20 protein-coding genes are annotated in these 19,543 nt (G+C 63.3%); 6 read left to right on the top strand and 14 right to left on the bottom strand.

Features of this window, described 5'->3' with window-relative positions; genetic code table 11:
- Window positions 1–2: 2 nt before the first annotated feature.
- The 3 genes from dusB to Q0O95_RS06255 all read right to left on the bottom strand — a co-directional run bounded on the left by dusB (window position 3) and on the right by Q0O95_RS06255 (window position 3,169).
- On the bottom strand, window positions 3–1,130 hold the full coding sequence (dusB, locus tag Q0O95_RS06265; RefSeq protein WP_366516455.1) for a tRNA dihydrouridine synthase DusB: 1,128 nt from the start codon (window positions 1,128–1,130) through the stop codon (window positions 3–5).
- Window positions 1,131–1,132: 2 nt separating this feature from the next.
- Window positions 1,133–2,518, bottom strand: coding sequence for a glycine--tRNA ligase (locus tag Q0O95_RS06260; RefSeq protein WP_293696465.1), 1,386 nt, complete (start codon window positions 2,516–2,518; stop codon window positions 1,133–1,135).
- A gap of 87 nt (window positions 2,519–2,605) precedes the next feature.
- The gene (locus Q0O95_RS06255; RefSeq protein ID WP_293696463.1) at window positions 2,606–3,169 is read right to left on the bottom strand and encodes a putative glycolipid-binding domain-containing protein; all 564 of its coding nucleotides are present in this window, start codon (window positions 3,167–3,169) and stop codon (window positions 2,606–2,608) included.
- A gap of 159 nt (window positions 3,170–3,328) precedes the next feature.
- Between Q0O95_RS06255 and Q0O95_RS06250 the strand changes: the two genes are divergently transcribed.
- Both Q0O95_RS06250 and Q0O95_RS06245 read left to right on the top strand, forming a co-directional pair.
- A complete protein-coding gene (locus tag Q0O95_RS06250; protein ID WP_293696461.1) occupies window positions 3,329–3,676 on the top strand; it encodes a YciI family protein in 348 nt (115 codons plus the stop codon).
- Between the two features lie 3 nt (window positions 3,677–3,679).
- Window positions 3,680–4,951 (top strand): sigma-70 family RNA polymerase sigma factor, encoded by a 1,272-nt coding sequence (locus Q0O95_RS06245; RefSeq protein WP_293696459.1) that lies wholly within the window; start codon window positions 3,680–3,682, stop codon window positions 4,949–4,951.
- Window positions 4,952–4,954: 3 nt separating this feature from the next.
- Here the strand turns inward: Q0O95_RS06245 and Q0O95_RS06240 are convergent, their stop codons facing one another.
- The 3 genes from Q0O95_RS06240 to Q0O95_RS06230 form a co-directional block, all read right to left on the bottom strand.
- Complete coding sequence (locus Q0O95_RS06240; protein ID WP_293696457.1) at window positions 4,955–6,235, bottom strand: TRAP transporter large permease; 1,281 nt, start codon at window positions 6,233–6,235, stop codon at window positions 4,955–4,957.
- Window positions 6,236–6,237: 2 nt separating this feature from the next.
- A complete protein-coding gene (locus tag Q0O95_RS06235; protein ID WP_293696455.1) occupies window positions 6,238–6,771 on the bottom strand; it encodes a TRAP transporter small permease in 534 nt (177 codons plus the stop codon).
- Between the two features lie 76 nt (window positions 6,772–6,847).
- Window positions 6,848–7,882, bottom strand: a complete 1,035-nt coding sequence (locus tag Q0O95_RS06230) for a TRAP transporter substrate-binding protein (RefSeq protein WP_293696453.1) — start codon at window positions 7,880–7,882, stop codon at window positions 6,848–6,850.
- Window positions 7,883–8,063: 181 nt separating this feature from the next.
- On the opposite strand from Q0O95_RS06230, the gene Q0O95_RS06225 reads away from it, so the two are divergent.
- Window positions 8,064–9,374, top strand: a complete 1,311-nt coding sequence (locus tag Q0O95_RS06225; RefSeq protein ID WP_293696451.1) for an aminotransferase class III-fold pyridoxal phosphate-dependent enzyme — start codon at window positions 8,064–8,066, stop codon at window positions 9,372–9,374.
- A gap of 4 nt (window positions 9,375–9,378) precedes the next feature.
- On the opposite strand, the gene Q0O95_RS06220 is transcribed toward Q0O95_RS06225, so the two are convergent.
- Entirely contained in the window at window positions 9,379–9,858 is a 480-nt protein-coding gene (locus Q0O95_RS06220) for a GNAT family N-acetyltransferase (RefSeq protein WP_293696449.1), read from the bottom strand.
- A 35-nt stretch (window positions 9,859–9,893) separates the two neighbouring features.
- On the opposite strand from Q0O95_RS06220, the gene Q0O95_RS06215 reads away from it, so the two are divergent.
- Complete coding sequence (locus Q0O95_RS06215; protein WP_293696447.1) at window positions 9,894–10,355, top strand: RES domain-containing protein; 462 nt, start codon at window positions 9,894–9,896, stop codon at window positions 10,353–10,355.
- 2 nt (window positions 10,356–10,357) lie between these two features.
- Here the strand turns inward: Q0O95_RS06215 and Q0O95_RS06210 are convergent, their stop codons facing one another.
- The 5 genes from Q0O95_RS06210 to leuA are packed head-to-tail and all read right to left on the bottom strand — an operon-like array spanning window position 10,358 to window position 14,986.
- Window positions 10,358–10,780, bottom strand: a complete 423-nt coding sequence (locus Q0O95_RS06210) for a GNAT family N-acetyltransferase (protein ID WP_293696445.1) — start codon at window positions 10,778–10,780, stop codon at window positions 10,358–10,360.
- Entirely contained in the window at window positions 10,777–11,685 is a 909-nt protein-coding gene (locus Q0O95_RS06205; RefSeq protein ID WP_293696443.1) for a hypothetical protein, read from the bottom strand. Before Q0O95_RS06205 ends, Q0O95_RS06210 begins: the two co-directional genes overlap by 4 nt.
- On the bottom strand, window positions 11,685–12,491 hold the full coding sequence (locus tag Q0O95_RS06200) for an isoprenyl transferase (RefSeq protein ID WP_293696441.1): 807 nt from the start codon (window positions 12,489–12,491) through the stop codon (window positions 11,685–11,687). Before Q0O95_RS06200 ends, Q0O95_RS06205 begins: the two co-directional genes overlap by 1 nt.
- Window positions 12,492–12,501: 10 nt before the next feature.
- On the bottom strand, window positions 12,502–13,233 hold the full coding sequence (gene recO / locus Q0O95_RS06195; protein WP_293696439.1) for a DNA repair protein RecO: 732 nt from the start codon (window positions 13,231–13,233) through the stop codon (window positions 12,502–12,504).
- A complete protein-coding gene (leuA, locus tag Q0O95_RS06190; RefSeq protein ID WP_293696437.1) occupies window positions 13,217–14,986 on the bottom strand; it encodes a 2-isopropylmalate synthase in 1,770 nt (589 codons plus the stop codon). Before leuA ends, recO begins: the two co-directional genes overlap by 17 nt.
- Window positions 14,987–15,254: 268 nt before the next feature.
- Here leuA and Q0O95_RS06185 point away from each other — a divergent pair, with 268 nt between their 5' ends.
- A complete protein-coding gene (locus Q0O95_RS06185; RefSeq protein ID WP_293696435.1) occupies window positions 15,255–15,695 on the top strand; it encodes a carboxymuconolactone decarboxylase family protein in 441 nt (146 codons plus the stop codon).
- Window positions 15,647–16,633, top strand: a complete 987-nt coding sequence (locus Q0O95_RS06180; RefSeq protein WP_293696433.1) for a sigma factor-like helix-turn-helix DNA-binding protein — start codon at window positions 15,647–15,649, stop codon at window positions 16,631–16,633. The genes Q0O95_RS06185 and Q0O95_RS06180 overlap by 49 nt, the downstream gene beginning before the upstream one ends.
- 8 nt (window positions 16,634–16,641) lie before the next feature.
- Here the strand turns inward: Q0O95_RS06180 and Q0O95_RS06175 are convergent, their stop codons facing one another.
- The gene (locus Q0O95_RS06175) at window positions 16,642–18,030 is read right to left on the bottom strand and encodes an ABC transporter permease (RefSeq protein WP_293696431.1); all 1,389 of its coding nucleotides are present in this window, start codon (window positions 18,028–18,030) and stop codon (window positions 16,642–16,644) included.
- The gene (locus Q0O95_RS06170) at window positions 18,027–18,749 is read right to left on the bottom strand and encodes an ABC transporter ATP-binding protein (RefSeq protein WP_293696429.1); all 723 of its coding nucleotides are present in this window, start codon (window positions 18,747–18,749) and stop codon (window positions 18,027–18,029) included. Before Q0O95_RS06170 ends, Q0O95_RS06175 begins: the two co-directional genes overlap by 4 nt.
- Window positions 18,750–19,543: the final 794 nt, after the last annotated feature.

The raw sequence follows: 19,543 nt of genomic DNA, 5'->3' as shown, positions 1-19,543 counted from the left end.
CGTCATCCACCGGTTGTGTCACTTGCATCCTCGATCAGGTGGGTTCGTTGTTCGCTGCTGAGCTCGCGGCTGTCGAGCCAGAACTCGGGCAGGACGGGTCGACGTGCGGACCCGGCGCGGCCGCGCTGCCCCTCGACGCCTGCCGCGTCGTAGCCGAGTGATCGGTCGAGCGTCGCGAGCACCTCGTCGAGCTCCTGCAGCGAAGAGATGGATGAGAGCCGCCGACGTGCTTCTCCCCCTATCCCGTAGCCCTTGAAGTACCAGGACACGTGCTTACGCAGGTCGCGGCATCCGCGGTCTTCCTCCCCGAAGAACTCGATCAGGAGTTCCGCGTGACGGCGAAAAGCAGTGGCAACTTCAGCAAGCCCTGGTCGATAGCGTTCGTCGCTTCCGTGCATGGCGTTGGCGAGGTCGCCGAACAACCACGGGCGGCCCAGGCAGCCACGGCCGACGACGACGCCGTCGACACCGGTCTGCTCCGTCATGGCGAGCGCGTCCTCGGCCTGCCAGATATCGCCGTTGCCGAAGACCGGGATGCCCGTCACGGTCTCCTTGAGCTTTGCGATCGCGCCCCAGTCGGCCCGGCCCGAATAGTTGTCTTCGGTCGTGCGACCGTGCAGCGTCACGGCCTTCGCACCGACATTCTGAGCGACGAGGCCGGCCTCGAGGTAGGTGAGATGGTCTTCGTCGATGCCCTTGCGCATCTTCACGGTCACCGGCAGATCACCTGCTCCTCGAACCGTGGCACTGACGATCGCTTCGAAGAGTTCGCGCTTCCACGGCAGAGCGCTTCCTCCCCCTCGCCTTGTGACCTTCGGTACGGGGCAGCCGAAATTCAAGTCGATGTGATCGGCCAGGTTCTCCTCGGCGATCATGCGGGCGGCGGCGCCGGCGGTTTTCGCGTCAACGCTGTAGAGCTGCACGCTCCTCGGTGTCTCCGACGGGTGATGCGAAATGAGACGCATCGTTTCCTCGTTGCGTTCGAGCAGCGCACGCGCCGTGATCATCTCGCACACGTACAGGCCAGCACCGTACTCACGGCACAGCCTCCGGAATGCCGTGTTCGTGACTCCCGCCATGGGCGCGAGCACGACGGGAACGTCGAGCTCGATCGATCCGATCGAGACCACGATTACACTCCCACGAGGCCCTGGGCGAGGTAGCCGCGAAGATCGCTGATCGCGATGCGCTCCTGCTGCATCGTGTCGCGATCACGTACGGTTACGGCGCCGTCCTCGAGCGAATCGAAGTCGACGGTCACGCAGTAGGGCGTACCGATCTCGTCGTGCCTGCGGTAGCGGCGGCCGATAGCGCCCGCATCGTCGTAGTCGACCGCCCAGACCTTTCGCAGGTCGGCGGCGATGTCGCGAGCGAGCGGCGTGAGGGTGTCTTTGCGGCTGAGCGGCAGCACGGCAACCTTGACCGGTGCCAGGCGCGGGTCGAGACGCAGTACGGTACGGGTGTCGGTGCCGCCCTTCGCGTTCGGCACCTCCTCTTCGTCGTAGGCGTCGACGAGGAACGCCATGAGGCTGCGAGTGAGTCCGAACGCCGGCTCGATAACGAACGGAACGTATCGCTCGCCCGAGGCCTGATCGAAGTACTCGAGCTTCTTGCCGCTCGCCTCCTGGTGGCTCTTCAGGTCGAAGTCGGTCCGGTTCGCGATACCCATGAGTTCGCCCCACTCCGCGCCCTGGAAACCGAAGCGGTATTCGAGGTCGATGGTTCTGTCGGAGTAGTGTGCGCGCTCGTCGGCCGGAACATCGAACTCACGAATGTTGTCGGCGCTCAGGCCAAGGTTCGCGAACCAGTCGAGGCAGTCCTGCACCCAGCGGTCGAACCACTCGGGTGCATCCGCGGGCGGCACGAAGAACTCGATCTCCATCTGCTCGAACTCGCGCGTCCGGAAGATGAAGTTTCCGGGAGTGATCTCGTTCCGGAACGCTTTACCGATCTGCCCGATGCCGAACGGCGGCTTCTTGCGGCTGGTCGTCATGACGTTCATGAAGTTCACGAAGATGCCCTGCGCCGTTTCGGGGCGCAGGTAGTGCAGCCCCTCCTCGTTATCGACGGGGCCGAGGTACGTCTTCATCAGGCCCGAGAAGAGCTGAGGCTCCGTCCAGTTGCCCTCCTGCCCCGTCTCGGGGTCGCGGATGTCGGCGAGACCGTTCTTGGGGGGATGCCCGTGTTTCGCCTCGTACGCTTCCAGCAGATGGTCGGCACGATAGCGCTTGTGCGTGTGCAGCGACTCGACGAGAGGGTCGGTGAATGTCTCGACGTGACCCGAGGCGTGCCACACCTGCGTTGGCAGAATGATGGAGGAGTCGAGCCCCACCATGTCTTCACGGCCGTCGACGAAGGTGCGCCACCACTGACGCTTGATGTTCTCCTTGAGCGCAACTCCCAGGGGTCCGTAATCCCATGCGGAACGCGAACCTCCGTAGATCTCTCCGGCTTGGAACACGAACCCGCGCTGCTTTGCCAGCGAGATCACCTGGTCTAGACGTGACGCCACGAACACTCCTTGCTACGACTCTCGCCCGAGATTCCGGGCACAGACAGACATCAATCCTACCTGCTTGAAGGCGTTCCGGCGCCGGACAGCACGCTAGCTGTGGGCAGTCGAGTCGAGTGCCCCGCCGGAGTTGTTGCGGCGCCGGAAAAGTCCCGGATACTCGACGACGAGTCCGTGCTCGTCGACGGTCACGAATCGGGTGAAATCCGTGTCACGAGAGTCGTACCGGTACTCCCGCGCAGCCGTTCTCGTGTAACGCTGCGGATCGGTCGTGACGGTCAGCTCCGGCACTCGTACATATGCCGTGACGATATCGGCCGATGCGCCGAGTTCGAGACCGAGTCGACGGATCGGCAGGGTGTTGCTGATAGGAGAGATCGAAATGTCGACTTCGCGAGCTGTGGAAAGGTCCGGCCGCTGTTCTCCGTCAACCGTCCACACAGCTCCGCTACGACTCACCGCAAGAGTGCGGTCGCCAAGCGTGACCCGCAGCGAGTGAAAAAGCCACTCCTGGCTGACCGTCATGGCGTACGTGCACGTTCCGAAGTTGCCGCGAACGACACCGGCGATGTGAATCTCCTGCAGATCTACGATCGTGCATCGCTCTTGGCTCGGTTCCTCGACGCCGTCCCAGATCACAACCAGCGGCTCAGTCATGCGGGCCAGAGTACCAATGCCAACGGCAGGAAAACTTTCGCGGGGTCTGTCGATCTCGCGTGTTCCCGTCCGTCATACTGATGTCGGGCCACTCGGTTCGGCATAAGTTCACCGTCCGAAACGCAACACGCAACGGGGCGGTACACGACAGGAGGAACCATGAAGTACGCACTCTTGCTGATGGGCCACATCGATGACCCCGCATGCGGAGAAGACGGAGGCGCGAACCCCGAGGAGTTCTTCGCTTTCGATAAGGAGATCACCGACGCGGGCGTCGTCGTCAGCTCGTTCGCGCTCGAAGACCCAGAACACGGCGCAACTGTCAGCAGCGACGCAAGCGGAGAGCGCGTGACGTCCTCCGGCCCATACGCGGAGGTCAACGAGTTCGTCGGCGGCGCCTACATCATCGAGGTCGCGAACATCGACGAGGCCATCGAGTGGGCGAAGAAGAGTCCGGGCTCGAAAGCCGGCGGGCACGTGGAGGTACGGCCGGTCGCACCGTATTGATTCGTGTCCGACACAAACACAACGACTCGGCGAGCGCTGAGTGCCGTCGACAGGGACGCGCGCACGCGCATCCTGGCGGCACTCGCTCGCCGTTTCGGCGACCTGGACCTCGCGGAAGACGTCATGCAGGAGGCACTCGCGCAGGCGCTGCAGACTTGGCCGGAGCGTGGCATTCCGGATACCCCCGAAGCCTGGATCATGACGACCGCGAAGAGGAAGGCGCTGGACGTCGTTCGTCGCGAGAACGTCCTGGCGCAAAAGCTCGCACGCCTGCGCATAGAAGAGGAACTGACACCGGCTTCCGCTGCTCTCGCGGATCCAGCGGACCGCATCCAGCGCGAAACAGAAGTCTCCATCCCCGACGACCGGCTCGAGCTGTTCTTCGCCTGCGCGCACCCCGCGCTCGGACTTGACGACAGGATAGCGCTCACGCTGCGCTTCGTTGCCGGGCTCTCGTCCGCCGAGGTCGCTCACGCGCTGCTCGTCCCGGTACCGACGATGCAGCAGCGCATCGTTCGTGCGAAGGCCAAGATCCGGACCATGGGCGTTCCCTTCCGGTTGCCGAACCAAGCAGAGTTTCAAGCTCGGCTCGCAACGGTGCAGCGCGTGCTGTATCTCCTCTTCGCCGAGGGATACACGCGATCAGCAGGGTCCATCCACGTCCGTGATGATCTGACCGCGGAGGCCATCAGGCTGACGACCGTGCTGCACACGCTACTGCCGCACAGCAGCGAGACGCGGGCGTTGCTGGCACTCATGCTGCTGACGGAAGCGAGACGCCCTGCTCGCACCGACTCCGAAGATCGACCGATTCCACTCGCCCGCCAGGATCGGGAGCTCTGGGACCATCGGCTGCTCGCTAGCGGCCTTGCTCATGCGGAATCCGCTGCCGCTGCCGGCATTGGAACCTATTCCATTCAGGCGTCGATCGCGGCGGTCCATTCGGAAGCCGAGAGCTTCGCAGCGACCGATTGGGAGCAAATCACGGTGCTCTACGGGCTACTGGAACAGCATGAGCCGGGGCCGGTGGTGCGAATGGCGAGGGCGGTCGCTCGTGGCCGTGCTCGCGGCGCTCTGGAAGGGATGCGTCTGCTCGACGAACTCGCCGATGAGCCCGCGCTGGTTCGCTATCGGCCGTTTCACATAGCCAGGGCGGTCACACTCGAAGAGCTCGGAAGGACCATCGGCGCGACCGAGTCGTATCGGCGTGCGCTCGAACTTCCCGGCAATGCTGCGGAGGATGCGTTCATACTCTCGGCCATCGCGGAGCTCTGAACGCTAATTCCCGAGCAGTCCGGGCAGGAACATCGTGATCTGCGGCACGTACGCCACGACGACGAGGAAAGCGATCATGGCGCCGACGTACGGCAGCGCGGCAACGCTCACTCGCTCGATCGAGAGGCGGCTGATGGCGCTCGCGACGTTGAGATTGTCGCCGACGGGAGGCGTCGCAAACCCGATCATGGAAGCCATGATCATGACGATCCCGAAGTGCACCGGGTCCATCCCCATCTCCGTCACGACGGGAACAAGGATGGGCGCCAGGAGAATGATGCCGGCGAGCGTTTCCATGAACATGCCGATGAACAGCAGCAGAATGATGATGACGGCCAGGATGGCCCAGAACGGGATCGGCAGATCGTCGAGGAAGTTCGCGATGATCGAGGGGATGCGCTCGACCGTGAGGATGCGGGCATACGTCGAAGCGGTCGCGATGATCACGAGGATCATGCCGGAGATCAGCATCGTCGTCTTCACGATGACGGGAATCTGCGCGATTTTCGTCTCGCGGTACGCAAGCGTCAGGATGAAGCTGTACGCAACGGCGATACCCGCGGCCTCCGTGGGAGTGAAGAGACCCGCGTAGATTCCGCCGAGCACGACGACGGGCATCAGGAGCGTCCACTTCGCCCGCCACACAGCGATCCAGCGTTCGCGCCAGCTCGCTTTCTCCGTGCCGGCGCCGAAGCCGTTCTTCTTCGCCTGGTAGCGGCTCACCAAGTACAGGAGGATCACGATGATGAAGCCGGGTATGAAGCCCGCGATGAAAAGATCACCGATCGATGTGCTCGTCGTGATGCCGTAGATCACGAGCGGGATGCTCGGGGGAAGCACGATCCCGACGCCGCCCGCTGTCGCCAGCACGGCAGCGCTGTACGGCCTGCTGTATCCCTCGCGAATCATGGCGGGGATCATGATGCCGCCGATGGCGGCGACGGTTGCCGGCCCGGAACCGCTGAGCATCGCGAACACCGCCGTGGCGAGGAGGGCGACGGCCGGCAGTCCGCCCGTGATGTGCCCCACGAACGCCTTGGCCGCGTCGATGAGTCTTCGCGACAGCCCGCCGTACTCCATGATGACGCCGGATAAGACGAAGAGCGGCACAGCGAGAAGCGGATAGGAGTCGACGGAGCCGAACATGGTCTGGGTGAGGTACCCCGTTGGTACGACGCCCGTCACAAGCACGGTCAGCACGGAGGATATGCCGAGCGCGAAAGCGATCGGCATGCCGATCAGCAGCAGGATCAGGAAGCTGACGAAGAGGATCGTGATGCCCATGATCAGTCGACCTCCACCTGGCTCGGGGGCACCGGTGCGTGCGGATTCTTCACAATGTCGATGAAGGCCTTCACGGTGTGCTGCACGACCCGGAATCCCATGAGCGCCATACCGACCGGAATCGCCAGGTACGCGAGGTACATGGGCATGCGCATCGCGGGTGATACCTGCCCCGTGCCGAACTGTCGGATCACCGACTCCAGCGACAGGTAGAAGATGAACGCGAGGAACGCGAACCAGAGCAGGAAGACGAAGATGCGGATGAGCCGTTGCGTGAGCGGCGTCACTCTGCCGAGGAGATCCATCAGCACGTTGAACTTGACGTGGCGCTGATACCGAACCGCGTAGCTTCCGGCAAGGTACACGAACCAGACGAGAGCGAACCGCGCGAGCTCCTCCGACCACGTCAACGGGCTGTTGAAGACATAGCGCATGATCACCTGCAGAACGACCAGAACACTGAAGGTCACGAGCGCGACCGACGCCAAATACGTTTCGACATGCTCGTCGAAATGGTGATAGATGCGTTTGAGCATTGGACAACTCTCGTTATGTCTTCAGCGGAAACGTCCCCGACCCGGGCGGTCGGGGACGCCACCGTGCAAGAAGCAGCTACTGGATAACGTCCAGATAGGTGTCGTTGCCGGCCGCTTCGAGCAGCGCGATGAGCGTTTCCGTGTCGACGCTGTCCGCGTACTGCTCGTAGAACGGGATGGCCGCGTCGATCCACTCCTGTCGCTCGGCGTCGGTGAGGTCGGTAATCGTACCGCCCGCTGCTTCGATCTCCTCGCGAATCTCGTCGCTGACACCGACCTTGAGTTCACGGAGGTACTCGATCATCTCGTCGGATGCGTCGAGGATGATCTGCTGATCCTCTTCCGACAGTCCGCTGAGGAAGGACTCGCTGATCAGGATGATTTCAGGGTCGTAGATCCACCGCAGTTCCGTGAGGTAGTTCGCAGGCTCCGTGAAGTTCGCAGAGTGCAACAGTTCGTAGGGGTTCTCGACGCCGTCGACGACTCCCTGCTGCAATGCCGTGTACACCTCTGGGAACGCCATGGGCGTCGGTGCCGCACCGATGCTCTCCCAGAACGCAATGTGCAGGGGAACCTCCATGGTACGCAGCTTCACACCCTGCATCTCGCTCGGACTGGTCACGGAGCCCGAGGTCATCGCGAGGTTTCGGAAGCCGTTCTCACCCCATCCCAGCGCCTGGAGTCCGCTGCCTTCCAGACCGGCCAGAATGTCATCGCCGAGCTCGCTGTCGAGCACCTGGTACGCGGTCTCCGCGTCTTCGAAGATGAAGGGGAAGTCGAAGACGGTCAGCGAATCATCGAAATTCGCGAGCACTCCGACGGAAGGTGCCGTCATCTGAATCTGGCCCGCCTGCACCGCCTCGATCATCTCGTTCTCGCCACCGAGCTGGCTGTCGGGATAGATCTCGACCGTAATGCGGCCATCCGATCGCTCATTCACGAGTTCGGCGAACATCTCGTACGCGACGTTCTGCGTGTCGCCGGGCGAAATCACATTGCCGAATTGAATCGTGATCGAGTCACCGTCTCCTCCGCCGTCTGCGGAGCAGGCCGTCAGGCCAAGCGAGGCCACCAGTCCGAGCGACAGGCCTACCGCTAGTTTGCGTCTCATAAGTCAACTCCCCATCGAATTGTGATCATTAGCCGAACGTTGCGTCTCTGTGGTCTTCCGAGGGTCGGTGACGAGCAGCACGTGAAGCTTGATTAACTGTTATACAGTAACACAGCCATGCTCTCTCTGTAGGTGGAATTCGGGCTGTTGCCGACGCTGTCTCATCTGCCACACTTGCTGCATGCAGACCGGTACGGGGATGTCCGATCTCGAGGGCGCGATCGCGGAACTGAAAGAGGCGTACGCGCGGGGGAATCCGCGCAGCGAAGCCCGCCATCAACGGGCACGGTCGTCTATGCCCGGTGGCAACACGAGAACGACACTGTTCTACGATCCGTTTCCCCTCGTGTTCGGCGGCGCGGCAAGAGCTACCCTCACTTCGATCGACGGTGACGACTACACCGATTTCCTCAGCGACTTCACGGCGGGCCTCTACGGACACTCGCATCCGGAGATCGTGAAGACCATCCACGAAATCGTGGACGAGGGGCTGACTCTCGGCGGCTACAACGACTACGAGGCCGCGTTCGCGCACGAGCTGTGCAAACGCTTCCCGTCCGTCGACCTCGTGCGCTTCACGAACTCCGGCACGGAGGCCAATCTCATGGCGCTCGCAACTGCAACCGCCGGCACGGGTCGCGATGCCGTCGTCGTCTTCCGTGGTGGCTACCACGGAGGCGTCCTCGCATTCTCGGATGGGCACTCCCCTACGAACGCGCCCTACGATTTCCACATTGCCGAATACAACGACCCCGCGGGGGCAACGACGCTCATACGGGAGCTGGGTGACTCGCTCGCGGCAGTGTTGGTCGAGCCGATGCTGGGAAGCGGCGGGTGCATCCCGGCCGATCGTGAGTTTCTGCAGAGTCTGCGCACGGAGACGACGCGCGTGGGGGCACTGTTGATCTTCGACGAGGTCATGACGTCGCGGCTCTCCTTCGGCGGCATGCAGCAACGAAGCAACATCGAGCCAGATCTCACGACGCTCGGCAAGTATCTCGGCGGTGGAATGTCCTTCGGCGCCTTCGGCGGAAGAGAAGAACTCATGCAGCGCTTCGACCCCTCACGGGCCGGCGCGTGGGCGCATCCGGGCACCTTCAACAACAACGTTCTCACGATGGCCGCCGGTCTTGCCGGTTTGCGGCATGTGCTGACCGAGGATGCCCTTCACGAGTTGAATGAGCGCGGCGACCGTCTCCGCCAATCCCTGACATCGATTTTCGAACGGGCAGGGGCACCGCTTCGCGTCACGGGACTGGGCTCGATGCTCACGATTCATCCGCTCACCGGTGTCGTGCATTCGCGTGCCGATCTCGAACGATCGCGCGAAAGCGTGCGAGAGCTGTTGTTCTTCCACCTGCTCGCGGACGGGTTCTGGCTGGCCCGCCGCACAATGGTTGCGCTGAACCTCTCCATCACCGATGAGGACTGCGAAGCGCTCGTGACCTCGGTGCGACGCTTCGTCGACCGCTACGGAGACATTCTGGTCTGACGGGCTAGAGCTCCAGCTTGAATCCCTCGTGACTGTCGGAATACCCGAGCGCGCGGTAGAAGCGGTGGGCATCCTGTCGGCTTTTATCCGTCGTCAGTTGGACGAGCCGCGCGCCTCGCTCCCTGCCGAAGTCGTGAGCCCACTCGAACATCGCGGTTCCCAGCCCTGTCCCCCGCGCGCTTCTGGCTACCCGCACCGCTTCGATCTGCAATCGCGTCGCTGCGTTTCTCGATAGTCCGGGTAGGAGCGTCAAGTGCATTGTGCCGGCGAGCTCCCCATTCTCGCTCTCGATCACCGCAAGGAAGTGGTTGGCATCGCTGTCGATCTGTCGAAAGGCGCTCGCATACGGCCCCAAGTCCTCCGACTCTCTCGATGCCCCGAGATCGTCGTCCCGCAAGAGGGCAACGATCTCGTCGACGTCACCTGTCCTTGCTCGTCGAACGGTAAACGACAGCTCGTCCAGGAGGATTTTCGCGACACTCATTCCTCCAGTCTGACGTACGTGGTTGACTTGCACTGATGATCGAAGTCAACGGCACGTTCTACCGCGCGGTGGATCCCGCACGCATCGGAGCGGCATTCGACGGCTCCATCGCTGCCGGACGTTACAACGCCGGAGGTCAGCGCGCGCTGTACCTCAGCGCTTCACGAGACGGGGTTGCCGCCGCGCTCATCAAGCACACGACACCCGGGGATCCGGAAAGAGCCATCGTCGCCGCCCGAGTCGCGGCAACCGACATCCTCGATCTGCGCGACGCGCGCTCGTGCAAGGAGTACGGCATTGATCCCGAAGAGGCTTTCGGTGACTGGCAAGCAGAACTCGCCAGTGATGCTCGGCCTGCATCCTGGAGCGTTCGCGACAGGGCCGAAGATATAGGAGCGCAGGGGCTCATCGACCCCTCCCGCAAACGCCCTGGGCTCTGGCACCTCACGCTGTTCAGGTGGAATGAGCCGGGAGCACCGACTGTCGAACTCCTGTGAGGCTAGCGCTCCATCCGCACGAATGAGCGCAGTTCGGGGTCGTGATCGTGTACTTCCGTGAACCCGTGACGCTCGTAGAACGCACGCTGCGCTTCTTCCGTATCCGTCAGCAGCACCACCTGCCGTACGTGCCGGTAGTGCTCGAGCACCTGCCGCAGCATCCGGCTGCCGACGCCGCTGTTCTGGTCTTCAGCACGCACCAGGATGTCCTGCACGTACGCGATCGTGTGTCCGTCCGAGATGACGCGAATCAACCCGATCAGTGCATCCGACCTCCGCGCCACGAGGACGAACGACGACCCCTCGATGCTCGCCATCAATCGAGCCGGGTCTCGCGTATAGGCGCTCCACCCCACCGAATCGTAGAGTTCGACCAGCTCGGCCGGATCCGGAACCCGCTCTGAGAGCTCGATCTGCTCGGTCATCCGCCGCCCTCGAGCCGCCACAACTCGTTCAGCATCCAGGCCTCGGTTCCCGCAAGCCCTACATTCATCATCACGATACGGTCTCCCTGCGGGACGGCATCGTGGCATAGGAGAGCACCCAAGTGCACGACCGATTCCTCCAGCCCACTGGCAACAACGACATGGGCGGGGTCGTAGCGCTGCAGCTGCTCCGTAGAGTCCGCCACGAGGCAGTCGGATGCGCAGAAGAGATCGCCCGCGACCTCGGCGGACCCCAGCACCTTCGGCCCCACTGTCGCTATGTACCGCACGTCTCGCAGAAGTTCGTTGGGCACAACGGGCTCGCTCGAGGAGGTTGCGAGGATGACCACGTCGCTGCCCTGCACCGCTTCCTCAACCGACGGTGCGGCGAGCACCTCGAGGTCGAGAATGCTGGACGCTGCGATTGCGAACTCTTCCGTGCGGCGCTCGTTTCTCGCACGGACCCTGATAGGAACTTCGCGAAATCGATCCGGCAGCGCCCACAGTTGATGCCAGGCCTGTCTGCCTGCGCCGATCAGCGTTATGCCATTCGGATTCTGAGGAGCGAGCGCGTCGAGGGCTACCGCGCCGATGGCGCCGGAGCGAAGCGGTCCGAAGCCGCCCGAAACGGCCATCGCCCGCACCGCCTCCGTGTCGTCGTCGCAGACCACGACGATTTCGTCGTGGTCGCTGGCGCCCGGAGCCGCGTACGAGCGATACCCGAACCAGTCGCCGCGTACGGCTCCTGTCGAGAATCGCAGCGTTCGTGACCCGAGCGGAGAGCTCAGCCGCGCGGGAGCGGTGAGAGCACCGCGCCAGGCAGCGATGGCCGCGAGTCGCATCTGTTCCCTCGCGAGTGACGGCGTCACAGCGGAACGAACCTTCTCGGGGCCGAAGACACGCATTACTCTTCACTCTCCCGCTCCGGAGTGTCGACGGCCCCGCCGAATCGCCGGGTACGGCCGCAATAAATGTCGATGGCATGCCACAGGTCACGCCGTGAGAAATCCGGCCAGAGCGTATCGAGAAACACCATCTCGGCGTAGGCGCCCTGCCAGGTGAGGAAGTTCGAGATCCGCTGCTCTCCGCTGGACCTGATGAAGAGGTCCACCGCAGGCATGTCGGCCTCGTACATCCGCGCATCCAGCACGCGTTCCGTTATCCCTCGGGGCCGCAGACGGCCGGCTTCGACGTCCTCCGCTATCGATCTGACTGCGTCGACGATCTCCAGACGACCGCCGTAGTTGATGCACATCGTCAGCGTCAACCGCTCATTACCGCTCGTGAGTTCCTGCGCGTACTCGAGCTCATCGATGACGCTGCGCCAGAGTTTCGGGCGTCTGCCCGCCCAGCGGATGCGAACACCCCACGCATTCAACTGGTCGCGCCTTCTGTGCAGCACTTTTCTGTTGAAGCCCATGAGGAATCGCACTTCAGCGGGGTCACGCTTCCAGTTCTCCGTCGAGAATGCGTACACCGACAGGTGCCGGACCCCGGCCTGGAGCGCTCCTGCGACAACGTCTAGGAGCACCTCCTCGCCGGCAGCGTGGCCCTGTGTGCGCGTCAGGCCGCGCTTGTTGGCCCAGCGTCCGTTGCCGTCCATGATGATGGCCACGTGACGTGGCACCTGCCCGCGCGAGTAGTCGGGAGGATGCTCCCCCGTCCAATCCTCTTCGCGGTACGGCACCGCATCCCGGTGTGTAATCTTCACCGCACAACCCTCACAGCCGCTCTCGCTCCACGTGCTGCAACGATCGTAACCCGCGTTCCAGGTGATACTGCACGTATGCATTGACCGCTGCGGATGCGGCGGAGCGTGCCGATTGCCCGCTCTCGTCAGCAATCTCCCATTCCCCTGCCAGAAGAGCACCCAGGAGTTCGACGGCCTCCGCACTCAATCGCACCGTCCCGGGAGGCGCCGCCGAGCTCGCGACCATCCCGCCCATCTGCGGCGAGAATGCGGTGTGGGGCCCTGGCTCCCCCGTGACTGCGCAATCACCGAACGTCGGCGCCCACCCCGCGATCGCGAGTGCGCGAAGCAGGTAGGCGTCGAGCGTCAACGAAGCCACGTGTTCCCCCCTCGCAAGCGACCGCAGCGCACCGACCAGCAGCACGTACTGCTGGAGTGACGCGTCGTGGTCGGTGAGCCGGTCTGCTGTTTCGACCATTGCAGCGGCAGCGGTGTATCTGCTGTAGTCGGCCATGATCGCCGGTGCGTAACTGCCGATCGTCACGGCCTGCGTGATGATGTCGAGGCTTCGCCCCTGCGCCAGCTGCATGTCGGCGACCATGAACGGTTCGACCCGCGCTCCGAACTTCGAGGATGTCCTGCGCACTCCCTTCGCGACAGCACGCACTTTGCCGTGCGCCCGTGTCAGGAGGGTTACGATGCGATCCGCTTCACCGAGATGGTGAGTGCGCAGGACCACACCCTCATCACGATACGTCGGCAACGGCTCTGCTCCGCAGGCCGCGATTCACACCCGAGATGATCGCCTTGAGCGATGCATTCTGAGAATTGTGATCGACTCCGACACCCCAGACGTCGACACCGTTCACTTTGAGCTCGACATAGGCGGCCGCGCGGGCTGTCTGATCGGCACTGAGTGTGTGCTCGACGTAGTCGGTGAGCTCGACCTGCACACGCTGTTCATCGCGCAGCAGGCTCAGGAGCGCATCGATAGGGCCGTTACCCGTCGTCGTGAAGTCGAATACCTCATCACCGGCTCGGAGTTCGCCGGTGATGCTGGATTCCCCCGTCGACGTGGATGCGGTCTGGAAGTGAGTGAGTTCGAAGCGCCCCCAGCGGCTGAAGCCGTCATCGATGTTGCCGGGGTCGGAAGGCAGGTACTCGTCGCCGAAGATGTTCCAGATCTGCTCGCTCGTAACCTCGCCGCCCTCACTGTCGGTGCGCGCTTGGACGATGTTCGAGAACTCGATCTGCAGCCGGCGCGGCAGATCCATGCCGTGATCCGCCATGAGCAGATACGCGACACCGCCTTTGCCCGATTGCGAATTCACGCGGATGACGGCCTCGTAATCGCGCCCGACATCCTTGGGGTCGATGGGCAGGTACGGGACGGCCCACGTCATCCCGTCCACTGTGACGCCCGCTGCTTCGGCATCCTGAGACATCCGCTCAAAGCCCTTCTTGATGGCGTCCTGGTGGCTGCCGCTGAACGCCGTATAGACGAGGTCTCCCGCCCACGGGCTGCGCTCGTGCACCTTCATCTGGTTGCAGTGCTCGGCGACGCGGCGGATCTCGTCGAGGTCCGAGAAGTCGATCTCGGGGTCGACGCCCTGCGTGAACAGATTCAGCCCCAGTGCGACGAGGTCTACGTTGCCGGTGCGCTCACCGTTGCCGAACAGGCAGCCCTCGATGCGGTCGGCGCCCGCCATGTAGCCGAGTTCCGCGGCCGCGACTCCTGTGCCGCGATCATTATGGGGGTGCAGGGACAGCACGACGGAGTCGCGCCGCGCCAGATTCCTGTGCATCCACTCGATCGAGTCGGCATACACGTTCGGTGTGATCATCTCGACCGTTGCCGGCAGGTTGATGATCATCTTGTTCTCCGGCGTCGGCTGGATCACTTCGATGACGGCGTTGCAGACGTCGGCCGCGTAGTCGAGCTCGGTTCCCGTGTACGACTCCGGCGAGTACTGATAGGTGAGTTTGGTCTCGGGGACCAGATGTTCGAGCGACCTGCACAGCGCTGCTGCGTCCGTCGCGATCTTCTTGACCCCCTCTCGGTCGCTCCGGAAGACGACATCGCGCTGGAGCACGCTCGTCGAGTTGTAGAAGTGCACGATGGCGCTCTTGGCACCCTTGATCGATTCATAGGTTCGACGGATGAGGTGCTCACGCGACTGCACCAGCACCTGGATCGTGACGTCGTCGGGGATGACGTCCTCTTCGATGAGGTGACGAACGAAGTCGAAGTCGGTCTGACTCGCCGACGGGAACCCGACCTCGATCTCCTTGTAGCCCATGCGGACGAGCAGATCGAACATGAGTCGCTTGCGTTCCGGCGACATCGGGTCGATCAGTGCCTGGTTGCCGTCCCGCAGATCGACGGCGCACCATTGGGGTGCTTTATCTATGCGCTTGGTCGGCCACGTTCTATCCGGCAGGTCGACCTTGATCTGCTCATGAAACGGTACGTATCGGTGGAAGGGCATTCCACTCGGTTGCTGCATGTTCTCCATTGATTGCTCCTGTGTTGCTGCCTACTGAGGTTTCCGGGCAACACTGCCTCCGCGACGAGGGCGCCCGGACAATCAGGCCCCGCCGCGGCGGCGAAGGAGCAGCACGCTGATCTGCATGTCTTTTACATTACACGCAGTTCGGGCGCACGTCGGAATCGCGCCGGGAGGGCCCGTTGTCACAATCGACAGCAGCCGTACGTCACATGAGTAGGGCGGACGTTGAGGGTCGGACCATCCTGGCCCGCCGCCGAACCGAAAGGAATCCACTATGCCACGCATGCTGATGCAGAAAGTCGTACCGCTCGGTTACGCACCGGTGCTCGCACTCGAGACCTACGCTCGGCGCAACAATGACAAGACCACCTACAACATCGTCAAGATTCGCGCATCTGCGATCAACGGTTGCGGGTATTGCATCGCCATGCACACTCGTGACGCGCGCAAACAGGGAGAATCCGACGCGAGAATCGAAGCGCTGCAAACCGACTGGCGTGCAGCGGACCTTTGGTCGCCTGCTGAAGAGACCGCGCTCGCACTCACCGATGAGGTCACCAGGCTCGGCGAAGATGGCGTCAGCGACTCCACTTGGGACTCAGCGATGGAGCACTGGGGCGAGCAGGGAATGGGTCACCTGATCATCGCGATCAGTACCATCAACGTGTGGAATCGAATCGCGATCTCGACGGGTCTGACCGCCGCCGACCTGTGAATGCACCGGAGCCGAAGCGGGTTGCGGGTCCGGGTGCCGATCTCGATTCGGCATCCGGACGCGAACTCGATCTCAGCCCCGAGCAGTTCGCTGTTCTCAACACCCGTGTGCTCGGCGTCGCGTACCGCATAGTCGGTTCCTGGGCCGACGCGGAAGAGATAGCTTCTCGCACCTGGATGCGCTGGCATACGTCACGCCCCGACACGGTGCGCGAACCGGCAGCGTGGCTGACGACCGTCGCCACACGAATCAGCCTCGACCTGTGGCGTACTGCCGTCCGTCGACGCGAGGACTACATCGGCCCCTGGTTGCCGGAGCCTGTTGACGAGGCCAGACTCCCCGACGAGAGCGTCGAACAGCGAGAGACGCTGTCGCTCGCGCTCATGCACCTGATGGAACGGCTCACGCCCTACGAACGTGCCGTCTACGTGCTCCGCAATTCCTTCGACTTCAGCTACCCGGAGATTGCAGAGATGGTCGGTCGCGCCCCGGCAGCGTGTCGGCAACTGGGGCATCGAGCTCAGCAGAAGATCGGCGACCTGCCGGCGCGGCTGTCCGACGGTGATCAGCGCTCGGCCCTCGACCGACTCGTTTCGGCGGTGCTCCAGGGCCGAGTCGAAGACGCCGTGGCGCTCATCAGCGCTGACGCTGTGCTGCTCACCGACGGCGGTGGCCGTACACGCGCTGCGCTCAATCCGGTGCTGGGGGCGGAGCGCGTGGTGAGGTTCTTGGTCGGTGTCGTCGAGAAGACGCGGCGATCCGTCCCGGACGATGCCGTCAGCCTCGACATGATCGATGTCAACGGTGCACCCGCGTGCCGCTTCACAACAGGAGGGGTCGTCAGAGTGTTCACGCTCCAACTCGATGAGCAGGGCGCGATCAGCACCGTCTTCGGGCTCAGCAACCCGGAGAAACTGACGGGTCTGCAAACGGCCTGATCCGGGCTTCACGCGGCGTTGACGGCGGCGAGTGGCGGGATGCCGGAGGCGCGTCTCGCGGCAGGCACCGCCGTGGCCGTTGCCACGAGTGCTGTCGCCACGAGCAATGCGGGCACGAGTGACCACGGCAGCTGCGGCAGCATGACGCCGATGCCTGCAACGCTGCCCAGCATCATGAATGTTCCCAGCCAGCCGAACAGGATGCCGAGTGCGAGTCCACCGATCATTGCCAGCGCCGCGATCACCGCCGTCTCGACAACGATCATCGACCTCGCCTGCTTGACGCGCATCCCCACGAGCCGCATGAGGCCGATCTCTCGAGTCCTCGCCCTCACGGACATCAGCATGGTGGCGATGAATCCGAACACTGCAACGCCGCTGCCGCACGCGACGGCTAGGGAAACCACCGTCATGAGCTGCGCTGTCATCTCGTTCAGCGCCGCCTCTTGATCGGCTCGAATGTCGACGTGATCGACCATCCCGAGCAAGACCGACTGCGCCGTCTCTCCTGCGACAGCGAACATCGTGACCGCCGCTATGCCCACCGTGAGGGCGATCGTGATGCCACCGACTCTGTGCGGGGCGCGAACGAGTGAACCGTAAGCCGACCGTCCGACCGCGCTGCCTTGCAGTGGCCATTTGAACAGCTTGAGCATGGCGGATGTCGCAGGTGTTGCTAGCGCGACGATACCGAACACGGTGACTGCGCCGCCTACGACGCCCACGAGGACTGCCTGCGGCGTGAAGAAGCCCAACGCTACACCCGCCGCAAGCAACGCGACGCCCACGCTCACCGTTACGAGACCGCCCGTCAGTCGGGCAGGTCGTGCGAATCGACTGTCGACCTGCGCGTCGGCAAGCGCTTCCAGAGGAGCGACGCCGAGAACGTTGCGGCTGGCACCCCAGGCCGCGAGGAGCGCGCCGATGGCCACCCCGACAGCGGGGATGATGGCGCCGGGCTGCAGGCTCGGCAGGGGTGCGGCGCTCCACTCCGGCAGAGCGGAACGCAACGCCTGAGTTGCGAGCGCCGACAGCGCTGCTCCCGTGCCGTATCCGGCGACGGCCCCGATAGCACCGGTGGCCGCGAATCTGCCGAATAGACCGCGCCGCTCGGCTGCGCGCTTCGACCCGACAAGCCGACGAAGCGCGATCTGCTGGCGCAGCTCATCCACCGCCTGACCGAAGGCCAGTTGCGCGACCACGGTCGCCACGACAACGGTTACGCACACGAGTACGATCTCGCCGAGAACCGCCATGACCGCCATCGTGCCCGAGTCGACCTGGAGCGCCACATCGATGAGGACGATCCTGAAGTGCTCGCTCAGTGTCATGAGCGTTACGGTCATCGCGCTCGCCATCCAGGTGGCGGCAAGCGCGAGTCGCTGCCCGCCGCTCATGCCGCACTGCCTTCAATGAGTTCGAGCAGAACGTTGCTGATTTCCCGTGCCGTGAGCTTGTCCGTCGCTCTTGCGACCGCTCCATCCCGCAGGAACAAGACACGGTCGGCCCGCTCTGCGACGAGTGGGTCGTGGGTGACGGTGACGATCGACTGGCCCCGTTTCGATTCCTCCTCCAGCAGGTCGAGGACGCTGTGGGCGCTTGCCGTGTCGAGCGCGCCCGTCGGCTCGTCGGCGAGGACGATGCTGGGCACCATCGAGAGCGCCCTGGCTATTGCGACGCGCTGCTGTTGACCGCCCGACAGCTGCGATGGACGGTGCTGCAGCCGGTCGGTGATGCCCAATCTGTCTGCGAGCTGCTGTAGACGCTCGCTGTCGGGTGCATCGCCGCCCAGGATGCTCGGCAACCGAACATTGTCGAGCGCCGTCAGCGAAGGCACGAGATTGTAACTCTGGAAGACGAACCCGATTTGCGTTCTGCGCACCTCGGTGAGTTCATCGTCGTTCAAGCCGCTGAGCTGTCGCCCGCCTATGCTCACGGTTCCTCGCGTTGGCGCGAGCAGCCCGGCCGCGCAGGCGAGCAGCGTGGACTTACCGGAACCGGATGGGCCCATGACTGCGACGAACTCCCCCGGTTGAACTTCCAGATGGACATCGTCGAGGGCCGTCACCGTCGTCTCCCCCGAGCCGAACGAATGCGTTATGCGGTCGAGAAGCATCGAGGCAGGCTGCCCGGTTCGAGGTGCGATTGCCTCGTCGTGTGCTGCAGTGCTGGTGCTCGAGGTCTGATGTGAATGCATGTCTCCATGCAATCAAGCGCCCGATCGCAGTGCGTCCGTCCTGCGGCGCATCTGCGTCATCCTCTCGAATGACTGTTGCGACGCTTCTTAGCTGCCACCAAGCGATGAGGGCGCTGTTGTTGAGCCGGGATTGCCGTGAGCGGTCTGTCCGAGACGAGCTTTCAGCGGGCCCGTGAGCTGCGTTGATGTCGGAGGTTCCGGCAACAATGGGAGAACAACTCCAGTCCACGACCCTCTCCGATCGTGTCAGTGGTCCGAACGACAATAGAAGAACAGCTTCAGTCACGACTCTCCGCTTATGTCGGAGGTCCACTTGCGAATAGAAGAACAGTAAAGGCAGCGGGCGACGACGTTGATGTCAGAGGTCGCGAGAACAATAGAAGAACAGCTTCGGTCACGGCCACGACGCCGATGTCAGTGGTCCGAACGACAATAGAACAAACAGCAGAATCAGCGGACTCGGCAGTGATGTCAGAGGTCCCAATAACAATAAGAAGAACAGATTCTTCGTTGTCGAAGTTGACGACGATACGCAGCACAAGATCGATGAGTGTTTCACGGGGAGGTGAACGCGATGACCGCAACGCAGCAGCAGGTGCCGGGCGCGAGTGGCTCGCCTGAGCTGCACGAGACGCTGTCGGAGATTTTGCAGGCGACTGCGTCGTCGTTTACCGCTGCTCGTGCGGTGATGGAGACGGCGGCGCGGACGGCGT

Origin of the sequence: uncultured Agrococcus sp. (assembly GCF_945915485.1) — a bacterium.
Classification (GTDB): Bacteria; Actinomycetota; Actinomycetes; order Actinomycetales; family Microbacteriaceae; genus Agrococcus.
This window is presented reverse-complemented; position numbering and strand designations above follow the sequence as displayed.

What these genes read in the sequence shown, in the direction of transcription:
- Q0O95_RS06255 (WP_293696463.1), bottom strand. Translation starts at nt 3,169, where the DNA reads ATGACTGAGCCGCTGGTTGTGATCTGGGACGGCGTCGAGGAACCGAGC.
- Q0O95_RS06250 (WP_293696461.1), top strand. Translation starts at nt 3,329, where the DNA reads ATGAAGTACGCACTCTTGCTGATGGGCCACATCGATGACCCCGCATGC.
- Q0O95_RS06240 (WP_293696457.1), bottom strand. Translation starts at nt 6,235, where the DNA reads ATGGGCATCACGATCCTCTTCGTCAGCTTCCTGATCCTGCTGCTGATC.
- Q0O95_RS06235 (WP_293696455.1), bottom strand. Translation starts at nt 6,771, where the DNA reads ATGCTCAAACGCATCTATCACCATTTCGACGAGCATGTCGAAACGTAT.
- Q0O95_RS06230 (WP_293696453.1), bottom strand. Translation starts at nt 7,882, where the DNA reads ATGAGACGCAAACTAGCGGTAGGCCTGTCGCTCGGACTGGTGGCCTCG.
- Q0O95_RS06225 (WP_293696451.1), top strand. Translation starts at nt 8,064, where the DNA reads ATGCAGACCGGTACGGGGATGTCCGATCTCGAGGGCGCGATCGCGGAA.
- Q0O95_RS06220 (WP_293696449.1), bottom strand. Translation starts at nt 9,858, where the DNA reads ATGAGTGTCGCGAAAATCCTCCTGGACGAGCTGTCGTTTACCGTTCGA.
- Q0O95_RS06215 (WP_293696447.1), top strand. Translation starts at nt 9,894, where the DNA reads ATGATCGAAGTCAACGGCACGTTCTACCGCGCGGTGGATCCCGCACGC.
- Q0O95_RS06210 (WP_293696445.1), bottom strand. Translation starts at nt 10,780, where the DNA reads ATGACCGAGCAGATCGAGCTCTCAGAGCGGGTTCCGGATCCGGCCGAG.
- Q0O95_RS06205 (WP_293696443.1), bottom strand. Translation starts at nt 11,685, where the DNA reads ATGCGTGTCTTCGGCCCCGAGAAGGTTCGTTCCGCTGTGACGCCGTCA.
- leuA (WP_293696437.1), bottom strand. Translation starts at nt 14,986, where the DNA reads ATGGAGAACATGCAGCAACCGAGTGGAATGCCCTTCCACCGATACGTA.
- Q0O95_RS06185 (WP_293696435.1), top strand. Translation starts at nt 15,255, where the DNA reads ATGCCACGCATGCTGATGCAGAAAGTCGTACCGCTCGGTTACGCACCG.
- Q0O95_RS06175 (WP_293696431.1), bottom strand. Translation starts at nt 18,030, where the DNA reads ATGAGCGGCGGGCAGCGACTCGCGCTTGCCGCCACCTGGATGGCGAGC.
- Q0O95_RS06170 (WP_293696429.1), bottom strand. Translation starts at nt 18,749, where the DNA reads ATGCTTCTCGACCGCATAACGCATTCGTTCGGCTCGGGGGAGACGACG.